This window comes from Streptomyces sp. NPDC049954 (assembly GCF_040656295.1).
Lineage (GTDB): Bacteria > Actinomycetota > Actinomycetes > Streptomycetales > Streptomycetaceae > Streptomyces.
The window spans coordinates 466,153-491,765 of sequence record NZ_JBFALS010000001.1; the positions used below are offsets into that span (position 1 = coordinate 466,153).

The window sequence follows — 25,613 nt, forward strand, 5'->3', positions numbered from 1 at the left end:
ATCCCGCCAGGTGGTGCTACCGCCCCTGGGTGAAGGTGCGCCGGTACTCGCTCGGTGTGGTGTCGAGGATGCGCTGGAAGTGCAGCCGCAGGTTCGCACCGGTGCCGAGGCCGACGTCGGCGGCGATCTGCTCGATGCTCCGCTGCGAACGCTCCAGCAGTTCGCGGGCCACGTCGACGCGGGCGCGCATGACCCACTGCATCGGCGTGTACCCGGTGTCCTCGACGAAGCGCCGCGAGAAGGTGCGCGGCGACACCCCCGCGTGTCGGGCGAGCACGTCGAGGGCGAGGGGCTCGCCGATCCGGTGCAGCGCCCACTCCCGGGTGGCGGCGAACCGCTCGCCGAGCGACTCGGGCACACTGCGCGGCACGTACTGCGCCTGACCGCCGCTGCGGTAGGGGGCCGCCACCAGGCGCCGCGCCGCGTGGTTCGACGCGGACACCCCCAGATCGCCGCGCAGGACGTGCAGGCACAGGTCGATGCCCGAGGCGGCGCCGGCGGAGGTCAGGACGCTGCCCTCGTCGACGAACAGGACGTTCGCGTCGACCTGGACGAGCGGTCGTTTCGCCGCGAGTGCCCGCGTGTAGTGCCAGTGCGTCGTGGCGCGCCTGCCGTCGAGCAGGCCGGTGGCGGCGAGCGCGAAGGCCCCCGTCGAGATGGCGGCGAGCCGCGCGCCGCGTTCGTGGGCGGCGATCAGCGCGTCCAGGACCGCCCGCGGCGGGTCCTCGCGGTCCGGGTGCCGGTAGCCGGGCACGAAGACGATGTCCGCCCACGTGAGTGCGTCGAGGCCGTGGGCGACGTGGTACGCCAGGCCGTCGCCGCCGGTCACGAGACCGGGGGCCGCGCCGCACACCCGCACCTCGTAGGGCATGCTCGCGCGGGTCGTGAACACCTGCGCGGGAATGCCGACGTCGAGGGGCTTCGCGCCTTCGAGCACGAGGACGGCGACGTGATGCGGGGGTGAGGCGGGCACGGGCAAAGGGTACGTCGCCGTCCGCGTGCCTCCCGTCTCTTTCACACCACTGGTGAGACAGCAATACTGTTCCACCGAGGACGTGGTGCGGGGTGGCGGTCGGAGAGGCGCGGGTGAGGGCATGACGAGCGAGACGGACACCGCGGCGGCCGGGCCGGCGTTCACGGTCGACGAGCTCGCGGCCCGGGCCGGGGTCACGGTGCGCACCGTCCGCTTCTACGGCACCCGGGGCCTGCTGCCGCCGCCCCGGATCGGTCCGCGCCGGGTCGGGCAGTACGGCGAGGACCACCTCGGGCGCCTCGCGCTGATCGAGGACCTGCAACGCCAGGGGATGACGCTCGCCGCGATCGAGCGGTACGTGGGGCGCCTGCCCGAGGGCACCACGGCGCACGAACTCGCCGTCCACCGGGCCGTGGTGGCCTCCTGGCTGCCGGACGGCACCAGCGAGTGTTCCAGGGCGGAGGCCGAGGAGCAGGTCGGCAGGAAGCTCACGGAGGACGATCTGTGCAGGCTGGAAGCGATGGGCGTCCTCACTCCCCTGCCGCCGGACTCCGCGGGGGCGGGGGCGGACGCGCGGCGGTACGCGCTCGACACGGGGCTCGTACGGCTCGGCGTGCGGCTGCTCGACCTGCCCCTGTCACTGGAGGCGATCCGCTCCGCGCGCTCCCTGCTGCTGGAGCACGCGGCGCGCGCCGCCCACGAGTTGGCCACGCTGTTCAAGGACGAGGTCGGCGAGGCGCCGGCGGGTGAGGCGCGTTCGCTGTCGGCCCACATGCAGCCGATCGTGCTCCAGGCCCTCCTGACGGCCTTCCAGCGTTCGCTGAGCGCCGAGTTGCGTGGCGCGCTCGGGGAGGCGGGCGACGGGGGGCGGGAGACCGGGCGGCGCGGGACGGCGGGCTGAACAGTGCCCCGGGCGGGCTGCGGGGGCGAGGCCCGCGCAGCCCGCCCGTCCGGTCCGGGGCCGGGTGGTCCGTCCCGGCCCGGCGGTTCAGGCCGCGTCGGTGTACCGCTCGCCCCGTTCGGCCTTGGCGACGAGGGAGGCGGGCGGGGTGAAGCGCTCCCCGTAGGCGGCGGCCAGTTCGCGGGCGCGGCGCACGAACCCGGCCGGGCCGCCCTCGTAGCCGTTGACGTACTGGAGGACGCCGCCGGTCCAGCCGGGGAAGCCGATGCCGAGGACCGAGCCGATGTTGGCCTCGGCGACGGAGGTCAGGACACCCTCGTCCAGGAGGCGCACCGTGTCGATGGCCTCGGCGAACAGCATGCGTTCCTGCATGTCGCGGAAGGGGAGACGGGTGCCGGGCCGGGTGAAGTGCTCGCGCAGTCCGGGCCAGAGTCCGGCGCGCTCCCCTTCGGCGGTGTAGTCGTAGAAGCCGGCTCCCCCGCCGCGTCCGGGGCGGCCGAACTCCTCGACCATGCGGTCGATCACCGCGTCGGCGGGGTGCGGGGTCCAGGTGCCGCCCGCCGCCTCGACGGCCGCGCGGGTCTCCTCGCGGATCTTGCGGGGCAGGGTGAGCGTCAGCTCGTCCATGAGGGAGAGGACCTTGGCCGGGTAGCCGGCCTGCGCGGCGGCCTGCTCCACGGAGGACGGCTCGACGCCCTCGGCGACCATCGCGACGCCCTCGTTGAGGAACTGCCCGATGACGCGCGAGGTGAAGAAGCCGCGCGCGTCGTTGACCACGATGGGTGTCTTGCCCAGCTGCCGTACGAGGTCGACGGCGCGGGCCAGCGCCTCGTCCCCCGTACGCTCGCCCTTGATGATCTCGACGAGCGGCATCTTGTCGACGGGCGAGAAGAAGTGCAGCCCGACGAAGTCGGCGGGCCGCTCGACGCCCTCGGCGAGCGCGGTGATGGGCAGGGTCGAGGTGTTCGAGCACAGCAGGGCGTCGGGGGCGACGAGGCCCTGGACCTCCTGGAACACCTGGTGCTTGAGCGCGGTGTTCTCGAAGACGGCCTCGATCACGGCGTCGCAGCCCGCGAGGTCCTTCGGGTCGGCGGTCGGGGTGATCCGGGCGAGGAGCGCGTCGCGCTCGGTCTCGGTGGTGCGCCCGCGTCGCACGGCCTTGTCGAGCAGCTCGCGCGCGTACTCCTTGCCCTTGGCGGCAGCCTGTTCGCTCACGTCCTTGAGGACGACCTCGATCCCGGCGCGGGCGCAGGCGTGGGCGATGCCCGCGCCCATCATCCCGGCGCCCAGGACGGCGGCCCTGCGGACGGTGCGCGGGGCGACGTCCTTGGGGCGCGCGGCACCGGAGTTGACGGCCTGCAGGTCGAAGAAGAACGCCTGGATCATGTTCTTCGCGGTCTGCCCGGTGGCCAGTTCGGTGAGGTAGCGGGTCTCGATGGTCAGGGCGGTGTCGAGGTCGACCTGGGAGCCCTCGACGGCCGCCGCCATGATCGCGCGCGGCGCGGGGTAGGGGGCGCCGCAGGTCTGCTTGCGGAGGGTGGCGGGGAAGGCGGGCAGGTTCGCGGCGAACTTCGGCTGCGCCGGGGTGCCGCCGGGGATGCGGTACCCCGGGGTGTCCCACGGCTGCCGGGACGCGGGGTGGGCGTCGATGAAGGCGCGGGCCTTGGCGAGCAGTTCCCCGGGGCTGTCGGCGATCTCGTCGACGAGCCCGCTCGCGAGGGCGCGGCGCGGCGTGTACCGCGTGCCCTGGAGGAGGACCTTGAGGAGGGCGTCGGCGATGCCGAGGAGGCGGACGGTGCGGGTGACGCCGCCGCCCCCGGGGAGCAGGCCGAGGGTGACCTCGGGCAGGCCGATCCTGGAGCCGGGCGCGTCGAGGGCGACGCGGTGGTGGCAGGCGAGGGCGATCTCGTAACCGCCGCCCAGGGCCGCGCCGTTGATCGCGGCGACGACGGGTTTGCCGAGGGTCTCGATGCGGCGCAGGGCGCGCTTGAGGGCCTGGGCCTCGTCGAAGAAGCGCTGGGCGTCCTCGGGGCGGACGGCGAGCAGGTCGTGCAGGTCGCCGCCCGCGAAGAAGGTCTTCTTGGCGGAGGTGAAGACGATGCCGCGGATGTGCTCGGCCTCGGCCTCGGCGCGGTCGGCGACCGCCTCGATCGCCGTGCGGAAGGCGGCGTTCATGGTGTTGGCGGACTGGTCCGGGTCGTCGAGGACGAGGGTGACGACGCCGGTCTCGTCCTGCTCCCAGCGGACGGCGGGGGCGCGGTGGGTGTCGCTCATGGTGGAGGGGCTCCGTTGGGGTTCCGGTGGCGGGCGGGGCGCCGTGCGGTCGGGGGACGCCGTGCGGTCAGAGGCGTTCCACGACGGTGGCGACGCCCATGCCGCCGCCCACGCACAGGGTCGCGAGTCCGTAGCGCAGCTCGCGCCGTTCGAGTTCGTCCACGAGGGTGCCCAGCAGCATCGCGCCGGTCGCGCCGAGCGGGTGGCCGAGGGCGATGGCGCCGCCGTTGACGTTGATCCGGTCGAGCGGGAGGTCCATGTCGCGGGCGAAGCGCAGGACGACGGCGGCGAAGGCCTCGTTCATCTCGACCAGGTCGAGGTCGGCGGCGGTGAGCCCGGCCTTGGCGAGGGCCTTGCGGGAGGCGGGCGCGGGGCCGGTGAGCATGATGGTGGGGTCCGAGCCGGACACGGCGGCGGAGACGACGCGGGCGCGTGGCCGCAGTCCGTACCGCTGCCCGACCTCCTCGCTGCCGATCGCGACGATCGCCGAACCGTCCACGATGCCGGAGGAGTTGCCGGCGTGGTGGACGTGGTCGATCCTCTCGACCCAGTGGTACTTCTGGAGGGCGACGGCGTCGAAGCCGCCGAGTTCGCCGATGTCGGCGAAGGAGGGCTTGAGCTTCGCGAGGCTGTCGGCGGTGGTGCCGGGCCGCAGGTGTTCGTCGTGGTCGAGGACGACGAGTCCGTTGCGGTCGCGCACGGGGATCACGGACTTGTCGAAGCGGCCCTCCTTCCACGCGGTGGCGGCCCGCTCCTGGGACAGGGCCGCGTACTCGTCCACGTCGCGGCGGCTGAAGCCCTCGATGGTCGCGATGAGGTCGGCGCCGATGCCCTGCGGGACGAAGCCGGTGTCGAGGTTGGTCATCGGGTCCATCGCCCAGGCCCCGCCGTCGGAGGCCATCGGCACCCGGGACATCGACTCGACGCCGCCCGCGAGGACGAGGTCCTCCCAGCCCGAACGGATCTTCGCGGCGGCCATGTTGACGGCTTCGAGGCCCGAGGCGCAGAACCTGTTCTCCTGGACCCCGGCGACGGTGTCGGGCAGTCCGGCGGCGACGGCCGCGATCCGCGCGATGTCGGAGCCCTGGTCGCCGAGGGGGCTGACGACGCCGAGCACGATGTCGTCGATCGCGGCCGGGTCGAGTCCGGGCAGCCGGCGGCGCAGTTCGTGCAGGAGACCGACGACGAGGTCGACGGGCTTGGTGCCGTGCAGGGCGCCGTTCGCCTTGCCGCGTCCGCGCGGGGTGCGGATCGCGTCGTAGACATACGCTTCTGTGGTCACAACAACAGCCTTTCTCGGCCGGGTGGTTCGCGGTCAGGCGGAGGGGGCGGCGAGGTGGGGCAGTTCCCAGTCCGCGGCGACGGAGGCGTTGTCCGCGCCGGGCAGCGCGGGGGCGCCGGGCGGGGAGGTGGGGGTCGCGGAGAAGCGGGGCGCGGGCGCGGGCTGGTGGACGCCGTCCGTCTCGGTGAAGGTGCCGCGCGCGGCGAGGTGGGGGTGGTGCGGGGCCTCCCGCAGGGACAGGACGGGGGCGACGCACGCGTCGGAGTCCGCGAAGACCTCGGTCCACTCGGCGCGGGTGCGGGTCCTGAAGGCGCGGGCGATCTCGGCGCGCAGTTCCTCCCAGCGCCCGAAGTCGGTGCGGCCGGGGGCGGTGTCCTCGATGCCGAGCAGGCGGATGAACTCGGCGTAGAACTGCTTCTCCAGCGCGCCGACCGCCATGTACTGCCCGTCGGCGGTCTCGTAGGAGCCGTAGAAGGGGCTGCCGCCGTCCAGGAGGTTGGTGCCGCGCCGGTCCTGCCAGCCGCCGGCCGCCATCATGCCGTGCAGCATCGTGGTGAGGTGGGCGGCGCCGTCGACGATCGCGGCGTCCACGACCTGTCCCTCGCCGGTGCGCTCGGCGTGGCGCAGGGCGGAGAGCAGGCCGACGACGAGGTAGAGGGAGCCGCCCGCGAAGTCGCCGAGGAGGTTGGCGGGGAAGGCCGGGGGCTCGTCGGTGCGCCCGGCGAGGCCGAGGGCGCCGGTGGGGGCGAGATAGGCGATGTCGTGTCCGGCGCGTCCGGCGAGCGGCCCTTCCTGTCCCCAGCCGGTCATCCGCCCGTAGACGAGGCGCGGGTTGCGCTCCAGGCACGGCCCGGGACCGATGCCGAGGCGTTCGGCGACGCCGGGCCGGTAGCCCTCGATCAGGAGGTCGGCGCGTTCGGCGAGCGCGAGGACCTGCTCGGCTCCGTCCCCGGACTTGAGGTCGACCAGGACGGAGCGCTTGCCGCGGTTGGTGAGGTCGTGGGCCGGGTCCATGCCGAGGGCCTGCTTGCCGGGCCGGTCCACGCGGACGACGTCGGCGCCGAGGTCGGCGAGGAGCATCGCGGCGAAGGGGCCGGGCCCGATCCCGGCGAGTTCCACGACGCGCACCCCGGTCAGGGGGCCGCTCCCGGGCCCGTGCGCGCTTGCTGCTGTCATTCCGACCATGCCCCCAGCGTTGTGACACAACTGATGTAACACCGGCGATGCTATGAACGCCGGGGGCCCGGCACAAGCCCCGGGAAAGCGAGCGCTCAGAAGTGTCGTCCGGCCGCGGCCCCGCCCGGTCCTGCGCGCTACCGTGGGCTCGTGGACGCCGTACTGGTCAGCGCGTGCCTGCGCGGGGTGCCGTGCCGTTTCGACGGGCGGGACAAGGCGGCCGCGGGGCTGCCCGGACTGCTCGCGGGGCGCCGGGCCGTGCCCTTCTGCCCGGAACAGGCGGGTGGCCTGCCGACCCCGCGCCGCCGCGCCGAACTGTCCGGGGGCGACGGCCACGCCGTGCTCGACGGCACCGCCCGCGTGATCGAGGACACCGGCCGCGACGTGACGGAGGCTTTCGTGGCGGGCGCCCGGCTCGCGCTCGCGAGGGCGCTGCGGGAGGGCTGTGCGGAGGCGGTGCTGATGCCGCGCAGCCCGTCCTGCGGCCGGGGCGCGGTGCACGACGGCTCCTTCGACGGGACGCTGGTCGAGGGGGACGGGGTCACGGCGGCGCTGCTGGAGCGGCACGGCATCGCGGTGCGCCGCGCGCCCGGCGTCTGAACGGGCGGGCCGTCACCCGGACCGGACGGCCTCCCGCAGCGCCTGCCGGCACAGGGCGTCGGCCCTGCGGGTGGTCTCGGGCAGCCGGTAGCGCGGGGTCAGGGCGAGGGTGTGCGCGCAGGCGGTGTCGAGGCTCGTGCGGTGACCGACGGACACGTAGACCGGTTTGACGCCGGTACGGGTGCGCAGCGCGCGGCCCACCTCCTCGCCCGCCTCGTCGCGCAGCGCGCTGGCGGCGCCGCGTTCCTCGCCCGGGGCCTCGTAGGTGAAGGTGAACGGGTTCTTCGCGACACCGATGGTCGCCAGCCCGGTCAGGACGCCGAGGTGGCTGGCGAGCCCGAAGCGGCGCGGGTGGGCGAGTCCGTAGCCGTCGCACACGACGAGCCCGGGGTCGGCGGACAGCCGGTCGAGCGCGGCACGCACGGCGGGCACCTCGCGGAAGGCGAGCAGCCCGGGAACGTACGGGAAGGAGACGCGGTCCACGGCGGTCGCCGTGTCCACCACGGCGAGGCTCGACGCGTCGAGGACGACGGCCGCGGCGGCGACCAGGTCGCGTGCGTCGTCGTAGGCCACGTCCACCCCCGTGACGTGGCCCCGGCCGGGCGGGGGCCCGGCCTCGTCCAGGACGAGCCGCTCGCGCAGCAGGTCCTGCGTCCGGCGCGCCGCCTCTTCGGTCCCGGGCCGGCCCTCGACATCCTCGTTGTTCGCCACGGCACACGACTGTAGACGGTGGCCCCCCGGCGCCGCCCGGGGTGCGACAGCGGACGGCTCGGGACAGGCGGCGGACCGCTCGGGGGCAGGAAACGGAAGGCTCGACTCCGGAAAAAGTCGACGGTGACGCAGCTCACTAGGGGGTTTCGCGCACTGAATCCCTCATTCCGGCGTCTGAACAAGTGCCCGGACCGTTCTACCCGCGTCCACAGCCGTGTCGCACCAGACGTCGCCCGGACCCGTCACCAGCGAGGGAGCAGGTTCCTTGTCCACTGTCATCGAACAAGCCGTCAGGGCCCGCGTGGTGGCCACCGCCGCCGCCATGCCGACCGTCGAGGCCACCCTCCGCTACGACCTGAGCGACCCCTACGCCGTACGCATCGACTTCCCCGCCTCGGCGACCCTCGAAGGCACCGAGGTGACCTGGGCCTTCGCCCGCGACCTGTTGTCCGAGGGACTGCGGACGCCCGCCGGGCTCGGGGACGTGCGCGTGCGGCCCTACGGCTACGAGCGCACCGTCCTTGAGTTCCACGCCCCGGAGGGCATGGCGGTGGTCCATCTGCACAGCGCGGAACTGCGCCTCTTCCTGCGGCGCACGGACGCCCTCGCGCCGCGCGGGGCCGAACTGCTGCCGGTGGACCTCGACCGCTGCCTCGCGGAGCTGATGGGCAACGGCTGAGAATCCCCGTCCGGGGAAGGCGAGAGACAGGCCGGCGGAAAACACGCCGGAGAGGGGGCCGCACCTCCGCGCGCGGAGGCCGGCTCTTACGGCACATTTAACCTACGGTCTCGTAACCTACGATTCCGTAGGTACCCGCGCACCGGAGCGCGGCGACCGGCGACCGCTCCCCCTGTCCCCACCCTCCCTTCCCCAGGAGACTCCGTGACGATCATTTCCCCCCGCTCGGCCCCCGGCACCTCGTCCGACTGGAACGACGCGCGCCTGCTGTACGCCCTGGAGGAAGTGGTCGAAAGAGAGCTGAACCGGCATCTCCAGGTCGCCAAGGACTGGATGCCGCACGAGTACGTGCCCTTCGGCGAGGCGCGGAACTACCCCGGTTTCTTCGAGGACGGCGAGCCCTGGGAGAAGAGCCAGTCGAAGGTCACCGACGTCGGGCGCATCGCCCTCGTCGTCAATCTCCTGACCGAGGACAACCTGCCGAGCTACCACCACGAGATCGCGACCCTGTTCGGCCGCGACGGCGCGTGGGGCACCTGGGTGCACCGCTGGACGGCGGAGGAGGGCCGGCACGGCATCGTGATGCGCGACTACCTGCTCGCCTCCCGCGCCGTCGACCCGGACGAGCTGGAACGCTTCCGGATGGCCCACATGAGCGAGGGCTTCACCTCGGACAACGCGCACTCGATGCTGCACTCGGTGGCCTACGTCGCCTTCCAGGAGCTGGCCACCCGTGTCTCGCACCGCAACACCGGGCACCAGTCGGGCGACCCGGTGTGCGACCGGATGCTGGCGCGGATCGCGACCGACGAGAACCTGCACATGGTCTTCTACCGGAACCTGCTGAAGGCCGCCTTCGAGCTGACCCCCGACCTCACGATGCGGGCGGTGCGGGACGTCGTGGTCGGCTTCCGGATGCCGGGGCACGGGATGCCCGGCTTCGAGCGCGCGGCGGCCCAGATGGCGATCGGCGAGGTCTACAACCTGCGCATCCACCACGACGACGTACTCCAGCCGGTGCTGCGCTACCTGAAGGTCATGGAGATCGACGGCCTCGGGCCCGAGGGCCTCGCGGCCCAGGAGGAGCTGGGCCTGTTCATGGGGGGGCTCGACGCGCAGGCGGCCGGTTTCGACGAGAAGCTCGCCGCCCGCAAGGCCAGGATGGCCGCCCGCGCGGCGGCCCGTTAGGTCCGCGCACGACCTGTGCCGCACCGGCACGGCCCTCCTCGGTCCCGGACCGGGGAGGGCCTTTCGCCCGGGTGCCGCACGGCGTGGCCTGCCGGCGCCGGAAGGCCCGAGGCCGGCGGCTCAGCCCTGGCGCAGGCTGCGCAGCCGCTTGCGCTCCTTCTCCGAGAGTCCGCCCCACACGCCGTAGCGCTCGTCCTGCCGCAGCGCGTACTCCAGGCAGTCCCGGCGGATCACGCAGGAACGGCAGATCCGTTTGGCCTCCCGTACCGAGCTGCCGGGTTCCGGGAAGAAGAACTCCGCCCCGATCTGGGCGCACAGGGCGCCCTCCTGCCAGCCCGGCTCCGGTGCGGCCGCGATGTCCAAGTACATACGGGGATGCTGCCGCGTACGGCGAAACAGACGCTCAACGAAGCATCAACGCCGCGTCTCACGGACGGCGCCCCGGCGCTCCGGCACAGCCCCGTCCCGCCGGTACGCCATCACCCGGGCGCGGTACCGGTCAGGAGGGCAGTGTCCATTGCTGGGCCGCGGTGGCGTTGCAGTCGAAGATCTGCAGCTGGGTGCCGTCGCGGTCACTGGACTCGGGGATGTCCAGGCAGCGGCCGGACTGCGGGTTGACCAGCGCCTTGGTGGAGGCGTTGTAGGTCCACTTCTGGTTGCCGCCGCCGTTGCAGCTCCACAGGGCCACCAGAGCGTGGTTGGCGGTACCGCCACCGGTGAGGTCGGCGCACTTGCCCAGGCTCCGCAGGGTGCCTTCGGGGGTCAGGGCGAACTGCTGAGCCGCGGAGTCGTTGCAGGACCATGTCTGGATCCTCGTTCCGTCGGCCGTGGAACCGTGGTCGACGTCCAGGCACTTCCCGGCGATGCCGGACTTCACCGGACCGGTGGGCACCGGCTGCGGGCCGGGCGGCTTGGGACCGCCGTTGCCGCCGTACGACGGCGGAGCGGACGACGCGTCGGCGGCCCAGCCGGTGTTCGCGGTGGTGCCCAGGTCGAGGTTCAGGGTGCCGCCGTCGGCCACGAACGACGGGGGGAGGTAGGCGTTGTTCCAGTTCGATCCGTTGAGGGTGGCGCTCTGGACGTAGGGCGCGGCGGTCGCGGCCTTCGGGGCGTTGACGACCATCTTCTTCCCGTTGCCGAGGGTGACCGTGACATTCGTGAACAGGGGGCTCCCCAGGGCCAGGTCGGCCGTTCCGGGGGTCTGGGGGTAGAACCCCATGGCCGACCAGACGTACCAGGCGCTCATGGTGCCCAGGTCGTCGTTTCCGACGCCCCAGTTCGCGGGCGCGTTGGACCACAGCTCGTTCTGTACCTGCCGGACGACCCGCTGGGTCTTCCAGGGCTGCCCGATGTAGTCGTACTCCCAGGGAAGCTCGATGGAGGGTTCGTTACGCAGATCCGCGTGCGAGCCGCCGCTTCCGCGGATGTCGGACAACACGTTGTCGAGGTAGGCGGCCAGCTTCGCGTTGCCGCCCATGGCGGTGGCCAGACCCCGGACGTTGTGCGGCACCGCACCCGTGTACTGCCAGGACGTGCCCTCGACGAACTCGTCACTGCTGGTGGGACTGAAACCGGAGCGCCAGGAACCGTTCGCCAGCTTCGGCTGCATGAAACCGCTGGCGGGGTTGAAGACGTTGCGCCAGTCCTGGGCCCGGTTGGCGAACTGGTCCCGCGTGGTCGTGTCGCCCAGGGCGCCGGCGAACGCGGAGGTCGCGAAGTCCTGGGCGCTGTACTCGAGCAGGGTCGCCACCGAACCGTAGAAGTCGCGGGGGTACGCGCCGTCCGCGGGCAGGTACCCGTACTTCGTCTGGAGGTCCAGGCCCATCCGGATGGGGTTGGACGTGGTGCCCTGCCCGACCATCGCGTTCTTGGCCGCCGCGGTGTCGAAGTTCCGCGCGCCGAAGGCGTAGTAGTCCGCGATGACCGCCGGTCCCGGGTCGCCGTTCATCACCTGGGTCTCGGCCGAGTTCAGCGACCACTTGGGCAGGAATCCGCCCTGCGCGTAGTCGTTCACCAGGGACTGGGCGCTGTCGCTTGCCTGCTGGGGTGCGACCAGCGCGTGCAGCTGTGCCTGGGTACGGTAGATGTCCCAGCCGGAATAGGTGCCGTACTGGGCCTTCTGGCCGCCACTGACGGTGTGGACCTTCCGGTCGAAGCCCCAGTACTTCCCGTCGCTGTCGCTGAGCAGGTTGGGATGCAGCAGCGAGTGGTAGAGCGCCGTGTAGAACACCTTCTGCTGGTCCGCGGTTCCGCCGGTGATCGCGACCTTGCCCAGCAGGTCGTTCCAGGAGCCGTGCGTGGCGCTGCGGGTGGCGGTGAAGTCCCAGTTCGGGTTCTCGCTCGTCCGGTTCCCTCTGGCGCCGTCGACGGAGACGTAGGACAGGCCGATCTTCGCCTGGACCACCCGGTTGCCCGTCGTGTCGAAGGTGATCGAGTTCCCGCCGTTGAACGTTCCGTTGCTGCTCATCGGCCGGTCGAAGACCATGTCGAAGTGGACGGTGTAGGTCGGGCTGGACGCGCAGAAGAAACCGTTGGTGAGCGACCCGCTGACCTCGGTGGCGCTCACCCGGTCGAAGTGGATGTCGCTGCCCTTGCCGGAACCCATCTTGAACAGCAGGTTGGCCTGTGTGGTCGCGGGGAACGTGAAGCGCGCCATTCCGGAACGGGGCGTGGCCGTCAGTTCGGTACTGACCCCGTTGTCGAGTGTGACCGAGTACGCTCCCGCGTCCGCGGACTCGTTGCCGTGCGAGAAGCCCACCGTCGCGTTGCCGTCGACGGCGCCGGTGGTCGGAAGGATCGGGATGTCACCGAGGGCGCCGCAGCCGGGGCCGGAGAGGTGATTGAGGCTGAACCCCGTGACAACGTTGTCGGAGTAGGCGTAGAAGCCTCCGGGCGGACGGGAGGGCGTATCGGGGCTCCACTGCACCATCCCGAACGGCGCGTCGGCGCCGGGGAAGGTGTTGCCCTCGTTCGAGGTGCCCAGAAGCGGGTTGACCAACGACGCGGGGTCGGACACGGGTGCCGCGTGAGCGGCGGAGACCGGTGCGGTGAGCCCCAAGAGCATGAGGCAGAAGGTCAGAGGGATACGCCATCGTTTCATCGGTGCGGCTCCAGGGATCGCGAGGAACAGAGTGACGCCGGACGTGGCGTCCGGAGCGGGTGCGTGAGTTCGGCGGCCGTCAGCCGCTCACGGCGACGGCCTCGGGGGACTCGGCCGAGGCGACCCCGGACATCGGCGGGGGACGGTACGGCCGCTGAGGCGCGGGTGGACGAACGCGGGTCGCGAGGAGGCGCACAGGAGGGACCGGCGTCCGCGGGCGCGGGGGCGCTCGCGACGGTCGCCCGCACCGGCACCAGCACCAGCACCAGCACCAGCACCAGCACCAGCACCAGCACCAGCACCCGACGGTGACGTCCCGGTCTCCGGACACGTCATCGGCGAGCCCTCGTCCCGGCCGGGACACGCCCCCTTCCGACGGCGACCGTCACCCCACCCCGACGAGATCTCACGAAAGCATCCACATCAGACCGCCGACGCGCAGACGTGTCAATAACTGCGGCACAGTGACGCCCGGTTCACCGAAATGGTCCGTTGCGTTGACGTGCCCATGCCGCATGTCTACTTTCAGAGAGCGCTCTCCACCGGGCAGGGCGTCCTGCACTTGGCCGGACCTTTCGGGAGCCTCCTCGATGAAGCCAGTGAGATCTGCGTCCGCCGCCCTCCGCGGCGTTCTGACAACGTTGTGCGTCCTCGTCGCCGGCGGCGTGTCGGCCGTCCCCGTGGCCGCCGCGCCGACCGCGGCGGTGTGCAACAAGTACTGCGACGCACGGGATCCGTCGCTGAGTCCCCAGGACCGTGTCCCGGCCACCGCCACGGTCTCCGCGCGAACGATCGCCCTGCACTTCGACGACACGGACGCCATGGGATGGGGGTCCATCGACAACGGCGGGCCCGGCGACCACGTCTGGCTGGACCGCTCCATGGACGGCGGCCAAACCTGGACGTCGGGAAGCCTCCTCGGCGACACGGCGGTGCCCTCCGGAGGACGGGGCTGGCGCACGCAGATGTACAACGTCGACGACTGGGGCAGCCAGGGCGTCGGAGCCCTGCGCGCCTGCGGGCAGCCGGCCGGGGGCCCCGTCGCGTGTACCGCCTGGGCCCGCACCACCTGGAACGCGGGGAGCAGGAGCACCGCCGCGGCCACCGCCCTGATGATGTCGTACGACCGGAGCAGCAAGCTCTTCGGCGGGAACGGCTGGTGGACCGGTGCCAACGCGCTGACCGCGATCATCGACAACATCAGGATCAGCGGCATGGGCAGCTACACCTACGCCATCGCCGACACGTACGAGAAGAACATCAACGCGCAGGGCGGGCAGTTCCGGAACGAGTACCTCGACGACACCGGGTGGTGGGGCCTGGCCTGGATCGCCGCCTACGACCTGACCGGGGACCGCCGGTATCTCGACACCGCCCGGGCCGACGCGGACCACATGTACGCCAACTGGAACAGCACCTGCGGTGGCGGGGTGAGGTGGAGCACGAACGGCAACTACAAGAACGCCATCACCAACGAGCTCTTCCTGCAGCTCACCTCGGCCCTGCACAACCGCCTGCCGGGGGACACCGTCTACCTGGAGCGGGCGAGGAGCGAGTGGGACTGGTTCCAGCGCAGCGGCATGATCAACGGCGACCGCATGATCAACGACGGTCTCAACGACGCCTGCGTCAACAACGGGCAGACGACCTGGACGTACAACCAGGGCGTGATCCTGGGCGCGCTGACCGAGTTCCAGCGCGCCACCGGTGACGCCGCCCTCCTGACGACCGCGCGTGGCCTGGCCGATGCCTCCACCGTCCGGCTCCAGACGGACGGCGTCCTGCGCGAACCCGGCGAGGGCGACAGCTGCACGGGAGACGGCCCGAGCTTCAAGGGCGCCTACGTGCGCGGGCTCGGCGCCCTCGACCGCCGGCTGTCGGATCACCCGTACGCGGCGGCCCTGACCCGGTGGGCGGACAGCGCCTACGACCGCGACCGCAACACGCTCGACCAGTACGGGCCGCACTGGAGCGGGGGCAGCGCGACCAACGGCTACGGCTGCCAGCAGAGCGTTCTCGACCTCCTCAACGCCGCCACGGGCTGAGGTGCCGGGGACGACGGGTCAGTTCTGCGGGGGCAGGGGCTGGAGCACCGCGAAGCGGGCGCCGTGCGGGTCGGCGAAGCCCGCGACGCGGCCGACGTCGGGGATGTCGGCGGGCGGTACGCGTACGGTGCCGCCCAGCTCCGTCGCCCTCCCGGCCGTCGCGTCGCAGTCGGCGACGGCGAAGTACGGCAGCCAGTAGGGGCCGCCCCTGGCACCCGCCGGGTCCTCGTCCACCGGGACCATCCCGGCGAACATGTCGTCGGGGGTGCCGCCCTCCGGGTGGACCATGACGTAGGCGCCGTTCTCGAAGGTCATCTCGGAACTGCCCCAGCCCCAGACCCCGCCGTAGAAGGTGAGCGCGTCCCCGGTGTCCGGGGTGTACAGCTCGGCCCAGCACAGCGCGCCCGTCTCGCCGGCCGCGCCGAGGCCCTCGTTGGTGCCGGGCTGCCAGCCGGAGAAGGCGGCGCCCGAGGGGTCGAGGAAGGCGGCCATCCGGCCCATGTCCATGACGTCCACCGGGGCCATCGCGACGGTCCCGCCCGCGTGCTCGACGGCTCGCGCGGTCACGTCGATGTCGGAGGTCTGGAAGTAGAGGTTCCAGGAGGGCGGCGCCTGGTCCGGGGTCACGGTCATCGCTCCGGCCGCCGCCCGCCCGGAGAGCTGGAAGACTCCGTAGCCGCCCACCTCGGGGCCGCCCTGGTCGAAGGTCCAGCCGAACAGTCCCGTGTAGAACTCCTGCGCGATGGCGAGGTCCGGGCTGGAGAGGTCGAGCCAGACCGGGGAACCGTCGACGTAACGCGTGCTGAGCATGGGGGCTCCTGTTCGGCGCGAAGGGCGAGGGGGACGAGGGGGCGAGGGGCCAGGGCGAGCTGAGGGGCCGCCGCCCCCGAGTCTGGCACCACCTGCGCGCGTCCGCTCCCCGGGCGGGCCGAAGGGGTTTCTCCTCCGGGCAGCGGTCACCAACTCCCGTTTTGCGCCGTCATCTTGTGAATGCAACCCGCCTCTTCCCGCTCATGCGTGCACAACTCTTGACGAGCCGTTCGCCGCGCATGAAGAGTGGGGCCACCCGCGGGCCCCCACAGTTCCCTCCCTTCCCGCGGGTCCCCCACGGCTTCCAGGAGGACGCGTGATCTCACGCCGACTGTTTCTGACCGGTGCTGCGGCCACCGCCGCGGCGCTCACCACCCCGCTGTGGACCCCGGCCGGTTCCGCCGGGGCCGCTCCCGAGACCTGCGAGCTGGCTCTGGAGAACACCTCGCTGCCCGGGCAGGTGAACGCGTACGTGACCGGGCACGCCTTCCCGGGCGGCGAGTGGACCATGCTGCGCGCCGACGGCAGCGTCTACCACCCCGAGGAGCCGCCGGCCGCCGGTACCCCCCTGCCGGTGGACTGCGCGATCCCGCTGCCCGCCGCCGGGGCGGGCCCCGTCGTCCTGACGCTGCCGCGCCTGTTCGGTGCCCGCGTGTACTTCGTGCGCGACGACGAGCTGGAGTTCCTCGTGAACCCGGGCCCGGCGATCGTGGAGCCGGCCTTCGCGACGAGCACCGACCCGAACTACGACAAGGTGTGGTCGTTCTGCGAGTTCACCTTCAACGACACCCAGTTGTACGCGAACATCAGCTACGTCGACCTCGTGACCTCGCTGCCGATCGGGCTGAAGCTGGAGGGTGACACGAGCAAGACGGTCGCCCCCCTGCCGGACGGCGCGGTGCAGGGCATCGCGGACGACCTCGCCGCCCAGGCCCAGAAGGACGGGCAACCCTGGGACTCCCTCGTGCTGCGTGGCGGCAACGGGGAGATCCTGCGCGCCGTCTCCCCGCAGACGGTCATGGCCCCCTACATGGACCGGCCCGACGAGATGCCCTTCCGTGACGCCTGGGGCAGCTACGTGGACCAGGTGTGGGACAAGTACAGCTCGGAGGACCTGAGCATCGACCTCCAGGGCGGGCGCGGAGTACTCACCGGGCGGGTCGGCGGCGACGGCGTGCTGACCTTCGAGGGCGGGCACACCTTCGTCAAGCCGAACGCGGGGGACATCTTCACCTGCGACCACGGTCCGTTCACGAACAACCCCTCGGACGACGACGCCAAGAAGGCCCTGCTCGCCCGGCTCGCGGCCGGCTTCAACCGCAGCACGCTGCTGACCCACCCCGACCAGCCGAACGGGGCGGGCGCCGACGACTACTACAAGGACGCGGTGACCAACCACTGGTCGCGCATCGTGCACGCCAACTCGCCGATCGGGTACGCCTTCCCGTACGACGACGTGCGTCCGGACGGTGAGCCCGACGTGTCGGGCGCGGCGAACGACGGCAACCCGCGGCGCTTCACGGTGTCCGTCGGCTCCTGAAGCCACCTCGCCGCCCCGGGTCCCACCGGCCCGGGGCGGCGCCCGGTCGTGGGGCGGCCCCGTACCCGGGCCGCCCCACGCCTGTCACATCGCGTGTCCCGCGTGTCCGGAGGCCGCGCCCTTCTTCGGGGTGGCGGCGTCCGGCGCGCTCTTCCCGGTGGCCGTGCCGTGCCCCTCGTGGCCCGGCACGGTGCCGTCCTCCTTCGCCACCAGGAACATCCCGGCCATGCCCATGTCGGAATGGGACTGGACGTGGCAGTGGTACATCCAGGCCCCCGCCCCCACCCCCTCGCCCGCGATCACCTGGAAGCCGAAGGAGTCGGCCGGTCCGGTGATCTTGTTGTCGATGACCGGTGACGGGTCCTCGGGGCCGGTGAGCAGGCCGGTGCGGTTGTCCGCCCAGCGGTGACCGTGCATGTGGAAGGTGTGGTAGTACTCGCCGTGGGTGATCATGACGATCTCCACGCGCTCCCCCACCGTGGCCTTGAAGTCGGGCCCGGTCTTGAGGTTGTTGATCGTCAGGTCGTTGAAGACGATCGTGTGGGTCCGGTCGGGCAGCAGATCGCCCTTGCGGCGCACCACCACCCCCCCGTAGAGCCCGTTGCGGATGCCGCCGGTGCCGTGGTCGGTACCCACCACGTGATCGTGGTAGTGCCAGTAACCCGCGCTGCCCGGCTGCCAGGTGCCGTCCGCGCGCCGCCCCGGCTTGTGGGTGCGCCAGGTGTACGTGCGGTGCCCGCCGGGCGGTACGTGACTGTTGCTCATGCGGGTGCCGTCGCTGCTGATCTCGTAGTCGAGGCCGTGCACGTGCAGGCTCGCGTCCACGTCCATGGTGTTCTCGAAGTCGATGTGCAGCGTGTCGCCCTCGTTCAGCTCGATGAGCGGACCGGGGACGGACGCCTTGCCCTTCTCCAGCCCGTAGCCCATCTGACCGCCCGCCAGCTTCTCGGCGAACATCGTGATCCGCCGCACCTCACCGCCGGCCGGGGCGGTCGGCGCGGTGACGGCCGCCTTGGCGCTGTCGCCCCCGTCCGAGGCCGCCGCGACCGTGGTGAGCCCGGCGGCCGCGGCCGCGCCTCCCACCAGCACCCGCCGGTTGAACAGCCGTCTGCCGAAGCCTTCCGCCGAGCCCTCCGTCGCCGAAGCCATGATCGAACTCCCTTGCACGATTGGGGACTTGCGGGGCGCGTCAGGCCCCGGGGACGGGCACACCGTAGCCAAGGGATCTTCGTTTATCCACACTCAGGACAAAGTTTGTGCCATCTGGGTCATAGCTCTTGGCGTACCGCGAAAAGACGTCTAGCTTCGTCCGCGCTGTTGCTGTGACCGAGGAGGGGTGGGTGACCACATGCGGTTCACGCCGCACCAACGGGCCTGGAGCACCATGAGGCCCGGTACGGACAGACCGGCCGGACGCCGGGGACGACGACGCAGGGCCTGGGCGGCGGTGCTGCTCTCGGGCGCCGTCGCCACCGGGCTGATGACCGGCAGCCCGGCCGGCGCTCAGTCCGCGCAGGCACTCGACCTGCCGTCACCACCAGGTGGTGACGACGTGAAGGTACTGATCTACACCGGTACCGCCGGAGAGGAGTCCCCCGCCGTGGACGCGGGGATCGAGGCGATCGAGAAGATCGGCCGGAGCGGGCCCGCGGGACAGCGGTTCTCGATCGAGGCCACCGCCAACGCGAAGGTCTTCACCAACGCGAAGAAGCTCGCCACGATCAACTCCGTGGTGTTCCTGACCGGGGCCGGCGATGTGCTGAACGCCGATCAGGAAGCGGGACTTGAGTCCTACGTCAAGGCCGGCGGCGGCTTCCTGGGCATCAACGACGCGGCGCGCACCGAGCCGTACTCCGACTGGTACACGGGCCTCATCGGCGCGCGTCCGGTCGAGGGGAGCGGGGCGAAGGCGCAGCGCGCCACCGTCGAGGTCGGCGACCGCACGAATCCGGCCACCAAGAGCCTGCCGCTGGAGTGGAAACACCCCGACAAGTGGCTCAACTGGACCGAGAACCCGAGCGGCAAGGTGCACACCGTCGCCCGGGTGCGGGAGTCGACGTACACCCCGGGCACCGGGGCCAACGGCGCCGACCACCCGGTGTCCTGGTGCCGTGACTACGACGGCGGCCGTTCCTTCTACACCGGGATGGGCGGCACCGCGGAGAGCTTCGCGGAGTCCGACTTCCGCACGCACCTGCGCGGGGCGCTGCTGTGGACGACGCGTCTGGTGCGCGCCGACTGCAAGGCCGCGATCGACTCCAACTACGCGGCCGAGCGGCTGACCAAGGCCAACCAGCCGGGCGTCAACGACCAGATCGGCGAGCCGCACGGGCTGGTCACCGCCAAGGACGGCCGGGTGTTCTACATCGGCCGCGGCGGCAAGGACGCGAGCCAGCCGGTCGTCACGGACTGGAACGACCCCGACGTCGGCAAGGGCGAGGGCGAGATCCACGTCTACGACCCGAAGACCAAGGAGGTCACGCTCGCCGGGAAGCTCACCGTCTTCGGCAACAAGGGCGGCGGCGACGAGCTGGTCAAGGTCGAGGAGGGGCTGCTCGGTATCGAGCTGGACCCGCGCTTCGAGGACAACGGCTGGATCTACCTGCACTACACGCCGCACTCGAAGCTCGACCGGGACAAGCAGATGGCGACCCGGCAGGTCTCGCGGTTCACCTACAACAAGGCGACCAACAAGATCGACATGGCCTCCGAGAAGGTGCTGCTGTCCTGGCCGGTCCAGGTCCACTCGTGCTGCCACGCCGGCGGCGGGATGGCCTGGGACTCCAAGGGCAACCTGTACATCGCCGTCGGTGACAACAACTCCTCGCAGTTCAGCGACGGTTACTCGGGCAACAACCCGGAGCCGAACTACAAGGGCGTGTCCTTCGCGGACGCCCGTCGCACCGCGGGGAACACCAACAACCTCAACGGCAAGATCCTGCGCATCCACCCGGAGCAGGACGGCACCTACACCCTGCCGGAGGGCAACCTCTTCACCGGCAAGGAGACCGCCGAGGGCGGCGGCAAGACCCGGGGCGAGATCTACGTGATGGGCGTGCGCAACCCGGCGCGCATCTCGGTCGACAAGGCCACCGACACGCTGTACGCGGGCTGGGTCGGACCGGACGCGGGCGAGGCGAGCGAGACCTGGGGACCGGCGAAGTACGACACCTTCGCCGTCATCACCAAGGCGAGCAACCGCGGCTGGCCGTACTGCATGGGCAATAAGCAGCCCTACCGGGACCGCAACCTGCCCGACCCGAGCAAGCCGCTGGGCTGGTACGACTGCGACCACCCGAAGAACGAGTCGCCCAACAACGACGGGCTCGTGAACCTGCCGCCGGTGACCGGGAACAACATCTGGTACTCGCCGCAGGGCGGTGGCCCCGACTACCCGCGCAACGCGCAGGGCGTGCCCTCCTACAAGGAGAGCGAGGCCACCTACACGCTGCCGTGGCTCAAGGGCGGCGGCCAGGCGGCCATGGACGGGCCGGTGTACCGCTTCGACAAGAGCCTGTCCAGCAAGACCAAGTGGCCCGAGTACTGGGACGGCAAGTGGTTCGTCGGTGACCTCTACGACGACACGCAGCCCCGGCACGCGGTGCTGATGGACCCGAAGACGCAGGGCGAGGGCGGCATCCCGGTGCACGCCGAGTCCCTGAAGAAGATCGTCCCGGTGGGCCAGGGCGGCATCCGCAACCTCATGGACTGGAAGTTCGGTCCCGACGGTGCGCTGTACGTCCTCGACTACGGGCGGGGCTTCTTCACCTCGGACAAGGAGTCGGCGCTGTGGCGCGTCACCTACAAGGGCGGCGCCGCGACCCCGGCCGCCAACCAACTCGTGAGGAGGTAGACGGTGCGCGCACGTACAAGATCCCCCCTGCGTAGGCCGCCCCGGCCGCGGCTGCTGCTGGCGCTGATCGCCTCGGTCGGGCTGCTGCTCGGGCTGACCTCGACGGCGGCGCTGGGCCAGGAGCCGAAGGAGGCCGCCCCGAAGGCGGCCCAGGTGCTGAACTGGACCGCGGGCAACGACATCACGCACTACCTGTCGGCCCCGGAGACGGCGGTCGCGGGCCCCGCGACGATCGTCTTCGAGAACAGTGAGGCGACCGGCAACACGACCGGGATGCCGCACACGCTGACCTTCGACGTCTCCAGCGAGGAGTACAACAAGGACGTCAACCTCAACATCCTCGCCAACCCGAGTGACGCGGAGGGCGGCAAGCACACGGCCGAGGTGGTCCTCACCCCGGGCACCTACCACTACCACTGCACGATCCCGGGCCACACCTCCATGACGGGCACCTTCGTGGTGACCGACGGCGGTGGCGGGGACGACACGACCGCTCCGGAGATCTCGGCGAAGGTGGCCGGGGACCAGAACGCGGACGGGGCCTACGTCGGCTCCGCCACGGTCACCGTCGAGGCCACCGACGCCGGTTCGGGCGTGGACACGATCGAGTACGCGATCGGCGCGGACGGCGACTGGCAGCCGTACACCACCCCGGTGGTGGTCGACCAGGTCGGTGACCAGGTGGTGCGCTACCGGGCCACGGACAAGGCCGGGAACGCGGCCGCGGAGAAGTCGGCCGCGTTCACGGTGGTGACCGGTTCGACCGACGACAAGACCCCGCCGGAGACCTCGGCGACCGTCGCCGGGGACCAGGACGAGGACGGCGCCTACCTCGGGATGGCGACCGTCACCGTGACGGCCTCCGACACCGGCTCGGGCGTCAACACCATCGAGTACGCGATCGGCGCGGACGGCGACTGGCAGCCGTACACCGGTCCGGTCATGGTGCACGAGGCGGGCGCGCAGACCGTGCGCTACCGCGCCACGGACAAGGCGGGCAACGCCGCCGCCGAGAAGTCCGTGGAGTTCACCGTGGTCGTGCCGCCGGCCGAGGACACCACGGCTCCCGTCGTGGGCGCCGAGGTCAGCGGTTCGAAGAACTCCGACGGCGCGTACATCGGCTCGGCCAAGGTCACGCTGAGCGCGACCGACGACGACTCGGGGGTGGACACCGTCGAGTACTCGATCGACGAGGGCCCCTACCTCGCGTACGCGAAGCCGGTCGTCGTGGACCGGGTGGGCCGCCACACGCTCGCCTACCGGGCCACCGACAAGGCGGGCAACACCTCGCAGGCCGGCAAGGTGGTGCTGAGCGTCGTCGAGGGCGGCGGGGTGCCCGCTCCGGGCTGCGCCGAGTTCGACGAGCGCAAGACGGTGTTCGTGGGCACCGTCGACTCCGGGGTGCCCAACCGGATCACCGAGAACCGCTGCCGGATCAACGAGCGGATCGAGGACGAGAAGGACTGGACGTCCAACGCCCTGTTCCTCAAGCACGTCACCCAGGTGCTCGGCGAGCTGAAGGCCGAGAACGTCATCGACCAGCGTGAGCGCAAGGCGATCAACCAGGCCGCCAAGCAGTCCGGGATCGGCACCCCCGGCCAGACCACCGGCTACCGCGACCTCATGGACGGCAGCGAGAAGTCGTTCAAGAAGTGGGAGCAGGTGGGCGGCGGTCAGTTCGCCCTCAACGAGGACGGGTCGATCAGCAGCTCGAAGACGGTCGACGGCATGGGGATGCTCTGGTTCCCCGAGCGCAAGTTCGACAACTTCTCGCTCAAGCTGCGTTTCCGTGACGACGGCGCCGGCGACTACAACTCCAACGGAGGGGTGTTCGTTCGCTTCCCACAGGTGCACGACAACCCCGAGCAGGAGAGCCCGGAGTGGGTCGCGATCAACTACGGCCACGAGATCCAGATCTTCGACAACCCCTCCGGCGACATGTACAAGACCGGTTCGGTGTACGGCTTCGACCGGGTCGGCCTGGCCGGCGCCGGGGTCACCGAGAAGGGGACGTGGAACGACTACGAGGTGCGGGTCGTCGACCAGCACTACAAGATCTTCCGCAACGGGGTGCTGCTCAACGAGTTCGACAACGCTCCGGGCCAGAAGTTCGAGCCGCCGCGGGACGGTGACCCGGGCACGGACGGGCGCCGTTACGCCTCCGGTTACATCGGGCTCCAGGTGCACAGCACCACGGACCTGATCTCCTACCGCGACATCCGGATCAAGGAGCTGTAAGGGCTCAGGCGACAGCGGTACTTCCGGCGGCCGTGGCCGTGTGCGCAGGCACGCGGTCACGGCCGCCGGGGTGCCGGTGGCGCCAGGTCCAGAACACCGCGCAGGACAGCAGGGCCCAGCCGGCCAGCACGAGGTAGGGGAACAGGTGCTGGTGGCCGCGGAAGTACACCGCCGTGTGCTGGGCGTTGACCGAGGCCCCCGGCGGCAGCCACTGGCCGATGCGCCCGAGCACCGAGGGCAGCAGCGGCCAGGACACGGCGCCGCCCGAGGACGGGTTGCCCAGCAGCACCATGAGCCCCCAGGTCGGCAGCATCGCCCAGCGGCCGATGAGGGTGTTGAACATCGTGAAGACCATGCCGGACGCGAACATGGTGAGCGCGAGGATCATCCAGGACTGCACGAAGGGCAGGTCGAGGGCGCCGAGCCACCAGTCCACGACGGCGGCGATCACGAACCCGCCGAGCAGCGCGTAGGCGACCGTGAAGGCGATGCGCTCGGCCGGGTTGAGGGCGCGGGCGTGCACGCTGAGCTGGATCGCGCCGACGAAGCCGACGATGACGGCGGCCAGGGAGATGTAGAAGAGCGCGAGCCCGCGCGGGTCCCCGCTCTGGAGCGGGTTGACGTCCCGCACGGTGACCGGTGTCCCGGTGGCCTTTCCCACCTTCGGCGCGGCCTCCGCCAGGAGCTGGGCCACGGACTGCCCCGAGGCCCCGGACACGTCGAGGCCCACCCTCCCGTCCTCGGCGCGCAGCACGGCGAACACCCGCTGTTCCTCGACGGCCTCCTTCGCGGCCGCGTCGCCCGCGTACGGCCGCAGGCTCAGTCCCGCGTCCAGGGCCTGTTCCAGTCCGTCGACGAAGCGACGGCCGCGTGGGGAGTCGAGGTCTCCGACGACGGCGACGGGTACGTGGCGCGGGGTGGGCTTGGCCATCGAGTACGTGTAGGAGCCGGCGAAGAGGCCCGCGGCGGCGGCCAGGATGAACACGAGGACGATCGCGGGCAGGAACGGCGAGGTACGGAAGTCCGCCCAGCGCTCGGCCCGGGTCGGGCGCCTGCCGTGCGCCCCGTGGGGTCCCTGGCCGGGCGGGGTGTCGGGGTGGGCTCCGTGCGGGGTGGCCGCGCGGCCGGCGTCTTCCGCAGCGGGCGGCTGTTCCTCGCTCATGGTGTGCTCAGGCCCCGCTCTCGCCGTCGGCGTCCGCGCGGGCCCGGCTGGGCTGGACGCGGCGCGGTTCGCCCGGCATCTTCGGGTGGTCCGGCGGGTAGGGCAGGTCGCCGAGCCCGTGGTCGCGCTCGTCCTTGTCGGCGAGTTCCAGCAGCGCGTCGAGGCGGTAGCGGTGCTCGTCCATGTCGGCGTGCACGTCGCCGTGCTCGCGGTAGCGGCCGGGCATCGTGACGAGGTCGAAGTCGCGGGGATCGCACGCGGGCACCTCCTCCCAGGTCAGCGGGGCGGAGACGGGGGCGTGCGGGCGGGCGCGCAGCGAGTAGGCGGCGGCGATGGTGCGGTCGCGGGAGTTCTGGTTGTAGTCGATGAAGATGCGCTCCCCGCGCTCCTCCTTCCACCAGTTGGTGGTGACCCTGCCGGGCATCCGGCGCTCCAACTCCCGGCCGGCCGCGATGGCGGCGCGGCGCACCGCGGTGAAGTCCCACTCGGGCTCGATGGGCACGAAGACGTGCAGTCCGCGTCCGCCGGAGGTCTTGGGCCAGCCGCGCAGTCCGAGTCCGTCGAGCAGTGCGTGCAGTTCGCGGGCGACGGCGACCGCGTCCTGGAAGTCGGTGCCGGGCTGCGGGTCGAGGTCGAGGCGCAGTTCGTCGGGGTGTTCGGTGTCGTCCTTGCGCACGGCCCAGGGGTGGAAGACGAGCGCGCCGAGGTTGGCGGCCCACAGGATCGCGCCGGGCTCCTCGGGGCACATCTCGTCGGCGGAGCGGCCGCTGGGGAAGGAGATGTGGGCGGTGTCGATCCAGTCGGGCAGGTTCTTCGGAGCGCGTTTCTGGAAGAAGGACTCCCCGGTGACGCCTTCGGGGTAGCGCTCCAGGGTGGTGGGGCGGTTGCGCAGGGCGCGGGTCATGCCCTCGCCGACCGCGAGGTAGTAGAGGGCGACGTCCATCTTGGTGAACCCGCGCTCGGGGAAGTAGACCTTGTCGGGGCTGGACAGCCGTACCGTGCGTCCCCGTGCCGTCAGCTCCACCGCTTCTCCCATGGTCGCCACCGTAGGCCGCACGCGCGAAAGCCGCATATCGGCGCC

19 protein-coding genes are annotated in these 25,613 nt (G+C 71.5%); 8 read left to right on the forward strand and 11 right to left on the reverse strand.

Annotated features, from left to right (window positions below; translation table 11 throughout):
* Positions 1 to 16: 16 nt before the first annotated feature.
* Entirely contained in the window at positions 17 to 973 is a 957-nt protein-coding gene (locus AB0J21_RS01975) for a helix-turn-helix domain-containing protein (RefSeq protein ID WP_363143795.1), read from the reverse strand.
* Between the two features lie 121 nt (positions 974 to 1,094).
* On the opposite strand from AB0J21_RS01975, the gene AB0J21_RS01980 reads away from it, so the two are divergent.
* Positions 1,095 to 1,874, forward strand: a complete 780-nt coding sequence (locus AB0J21_RS01980; RefSeq protein WP_363143796.1) for a MerR family transcriptional regulator — start codon at positions 1,095 to 1,097, stop codon at positions 1,872 to 1,874.
* Between the two features lie 87 nt (positions 1,875 to 1,961).
* On the opposite strand, the gene AB0J21_RS01985 is transcribed toward AB0J21_RS01980, so the two are convergent.
* The 3 genes from AB0J21_RS01985 to AB0J21_RS01995 all read right to left on the reverse strand — a co-directional run bounded on the left by AB0J21_RS01985 (position 1,962) and on the right by AB0J21_RS01995 (position 6,615).
* Positions 1,962 to 4,148 carry a 3-hydroxyacyl-CoA dehydrogenase NAD-binding domain-containing protein gene (locus AB0J21_RS01985; protein WP_363143797.1) on the reverse strand — a complete coding sequence of 729 codons (2,187 nt, stop codon included), beginning with the start codon at positions 4,146 to 4,148 and terminating at the stop codon, positions 1,962 to 1,964.
* A gap of 67 nt (positions 4,149 to 4,215) precedes the next feature.
* Entirely contained in the window at positions 4,216 to 5,430 is a 1,215-nt protein-coding gene (locus tag AB0J21_RS01990) for an acetyl-CoA C-acetyltransferase (RefSeq protein ID WP_363143798.1), read from the reverse strand.
* 33 nt (positions 5,431 to 5,463) lie between these two features.
* Entirely contained in the window at positions 5,464 to 6,615 is a 1,152-nt protein-coding gene (locus AB0J21_RS01995; RefSeq protein WP_363143799.1) for a CaiB/BaiF CoA-transferase family protein, read from the reverse strand.
* Between the two features lie 141 nt (positions 6,616 to 6,756).
* On the opposite strand from AB0J21_RS01995, the gene AB0J21_RS02000 reads away from it, so the two are divergent.
* Positions 6,757 to 7,206: a DUF523 domain-containing protein gene (locus AB0J21_RS02000; RefSeq protein ID WP_363143800.1), complete on the forward strand. Its 450-nt coding sequence runs from the start codon at positions 6,757 to 6,759 to the stop codon at positions 7,204 to 7,206.
* 12 nt (positions 7,207 to 7,218) lie between these two features.
* Here AB0J21_RS02000 and AB0J21_RS02005 read toward each other — a convergent pair whose 3' ends face one another.
* A complete protein-coding gene (locus AB0J21_RS02005) occupies positions 7,219 to 7,917 on the reverse strand; it encodes an endonuclease V (RefSeq protein ID WP_363143801.1) in 699 nt (232 codons plus the stop codon).
* Positions 7,918 to 8,182: 265 nt separating this feature from the next.
* Between AB0J21_RS02005 and AB0J21_RS02010 the strand changes: the two genes are divergently transcribed.
* Both AB0J21_RS02010 and AB0J21_RS02015 read left to right on the forward strand, forming a co-directional pair.
* Positions 8,183 to 8,596, forward strand: a complete 414-nt coding sequence (locus tag AB0J21_RS02010) for an SsgA family sporulation/cell division regulator (protein WP_363143802.1) — start codon at positions 8,183 to 8,185, stop codon at positions 8,594 to 8,596.
* Between the two features lie 204 nt (positions 8,597 to 8,800).
* Complete coding sequence (locus tag AB0J21_RS02015; protein ID WP_363143803.1) at positions 8,801 to 9,784, forward strand: acyl-ACP desaturase; 984 nt, start codon at positions 8,801 to 8,803, stop codon at positions 9,782 to 9,784.
* Positions 9,785 to 9,904: 120 nt separating this feature from the next.
* Here AB0J21_RS02015 and AB0J21_RS02020 read toward each other — a convergent pair whose 3' ends face one another.
* Positions 9,905 to 10,153, reverse strand: a complete 249-nt coding sequence (locus AB0J21_RS02020; RefSeq protein WP_363143804.1) for a WhiB family transcriptional regulator — start codon at positions 10,151 to 10,153, stop codon at positions 9,905 to 9,907.
* Between the two features lie 130 nt (positions 10,154 to 10,283).
* On the reverse strand, positions 10,284 to 12,884 hold the full coding sequence (locus tag AB0J21_RS02025; RefSeq protein WP_363143805.1) for a lectin: 2,601 nt from the start codon (positions 12,882 to 12,884) through the stop codon (positions 10,284 to 10,286).
* A 665-nt stretch (positions 12,885 to 13,549) separates the two neighbouring features.
* Here AB0J21_RS02025 and AB0J21_RS02030 point away from each other — a divergent pair.
* Complete coding sequence (locus tag AB0J21_RS02030; protein ID WP_363143806.1) at positions 13,550 to 14,929, forward strand: glycoside hydrolase family 76 protein; 1,380 nt, start codon at positions 13,550 to 13,552, stop codon at positions 14,927 to 14,929.
* A gap of 18 nt (positions 14,930 to 14,947) precedes the next feature.
* Here the strand turns inward: AB0J21_RS02030 and AB0J21_RS02035 are convergent, their stop codons facing one another.
* On the reverse strand, positions 14,948 to 15,739 hold the full coding sequence (locus tag AB0J21_RS02035; RefSeq protein ID WP_363143807.1) for a VOC family protein: 792 nt from the start codon (positions 15,737 to 15,739) through the stop codon (positions 14,948 to 14,950).
* Between the two features lie 316 nt (positions 15,740 to 16,055).
* Between AB0J21_RS02035 and AB0J21_RS02040 the strand changes: the two genes are divergently transcribed.
* A complete protein-coding gene (locus tag AB0J21_RS02040; RefSeq protein WP_363143808.1) occupies positions 16,056 to 17,279 on the forward strand; it encodes a glycoside hydrolase family 64 protein in 1,224 nt (407 codons plus the stop codon).
* A gap of 84 nt (positions 17,280 to 17,363) precedes the next feature.
* Here the strand turns inward: AB0J21_RS02040 and AB0J21_RS02045 are convergent, their stop codons facing one another.
* Positions 17,364 to 18,428, reverse strand: coding sequence for a multicopper oxidase domain-containing protein (locus tag AB0J21_RS02045; RefSeq protein WP_363143809.1), 1,065 nt, complete (start codon positions 18,426 to 18,428; stop codon positions 17,364 to 17,366).
* A 331-nt stretch (positions 18,429 to 18,759) separates the two neighbouring features.
* Between AB0J21_RS02045 and AB0J21_RS02050 the strand changes: the two genes are divergently transcribed.
* Together AB0J21_RS02050 and AB0J21_RS02055 are read left to right on the forward strand one after the other, a co-directional pair.
* Complete coding sequence (locus AB0J21_RS02050; protein ID WP_363144080.1) at positions 18,760 to 21,132, forward strand: ThuA domain-containing protein; 2,373 nt, start codon at positions 18,760 to 18,762, stop codon at positions 21,130 to 21,132.
* A 3-nt stretch (positions 21,133 to 21,135) separates the two neighbouring features.
* A complete protein-coding gene (locus AB0J21_RS02055) occupies positions 21,136 to 23,370 on the forward strand; it encodes a family 16 glycoside hydrolase (protein WP_363143810.1) in 2,235 nt (744 codons plus the stop codon).
* A 4-nt stretch (positions 23,371 to 23,374) separates the two neighbouring features.
* Here AB0J21_RS02055 and AB0J21_RS02060 read toward each other — a convergent pair whose 3' ends face one another.
* Both AB0J21_RS02060 and ligD read right to left on the reverse strand, forming a co-directional pair.
* Entirely contained in the window at positions 23,375 to 24,532 is a 1,158-nt protein-coding gene (locus AB0J21_RS02060; RefSeq protein WP_363143811.1) for an ABC transporter permease, read from the reverse strand.
* Positions 24,533 to 24,539: 7 nt separating this feature from the next.
* Positions 24,540 to 25,568, reverse strand: a complete 1,029-nt coding sequence (gene ligD / locus AB0J21_RS02065) for a non-homologous end-joining DNA ligase (RefSeq protein WP_363143812.1) — start codon at positions 25,566 to 25,568, stop codon at positions 24,540 to 24,542.
* Between the last annotated feature and the right edge of the window lie 45 nt (positions 25,569 to 25,613).

Bases quoted from the DNA above. Each gene is read 5' to 3' on its own strand.
- AB0J21_RS01980 (WP_363143796.1), top strand. From the start codon at position 1,095: ATGACGAGCGAGACGGACACCGCGGCGGCCGGGCCGGCGTTCACGGTC.
- AB0J21_RS01985 (WP_363143797.1), bottom strand. From the start codon at position 4,148: ATGAGCGACACCCACCGCGCCCCCGCCGTCCGCTGGGAGCAGGACGAG.
- AB0J21_RS01995 (WP_363143799.1), bottom strand. From the start codon at position 6,615: ATGGTCGGAATGACAGCAGCAAGCGCGCACGGGCCCGGGAGCGGCCCC.
- AB0J21_RS02020 (WP_363143804.1), bottom strand. From the start codon at position 10,153: ATGTACTTGGACATCGCGGCCGCACCGGAGCCGGGCTGGCAGGAGGGC.
- AB0J21_RS02025 (WP_363143805.1), bottom strand. From the start codon at position 12,884: ATGAAACGATGGCGTATCCCTCTGACCTTCTGCCTCATGCTCTTGGGG.
- AB0J21_RS02035 (WP_363143807.1), bottom strand. From the start codon at position 15,739: ATGCTCAGCACGCGTTACGTCGACGGTTCCCCGGTCTGGCTCGACCTC.
- AB0J21_RS02045 (WP_363143809.1), bottom strand. From the start codon at position 18,428: ATGGCTTCGGCGACGGAGGGCTCGGCGGAAGGCTTCGGCAGACGGCTG.
- AB0J21_RS02050 (WP_363144080.1), top strand. From the start codon at position 18,760: ATGACCGGCAGCCCGGCCGGCGCTCAGTCCGCGCAGGCACTCGACCTG.
- AB0J21_RS02060 (WP_363143811.1), bottom strand. From the start codon at position 24,532: ATGAGCGAGGAACAGCCGCCCGCTGCGGAAGACGCCGGCCGCGCGGCC.
- ligD (WP_363143812.1), bottom strand. From the start codon at position 25,568: ATGGGAGAAGCGGTGGAGCTGACGGCACGGGGACGCACGGTACGGCTG.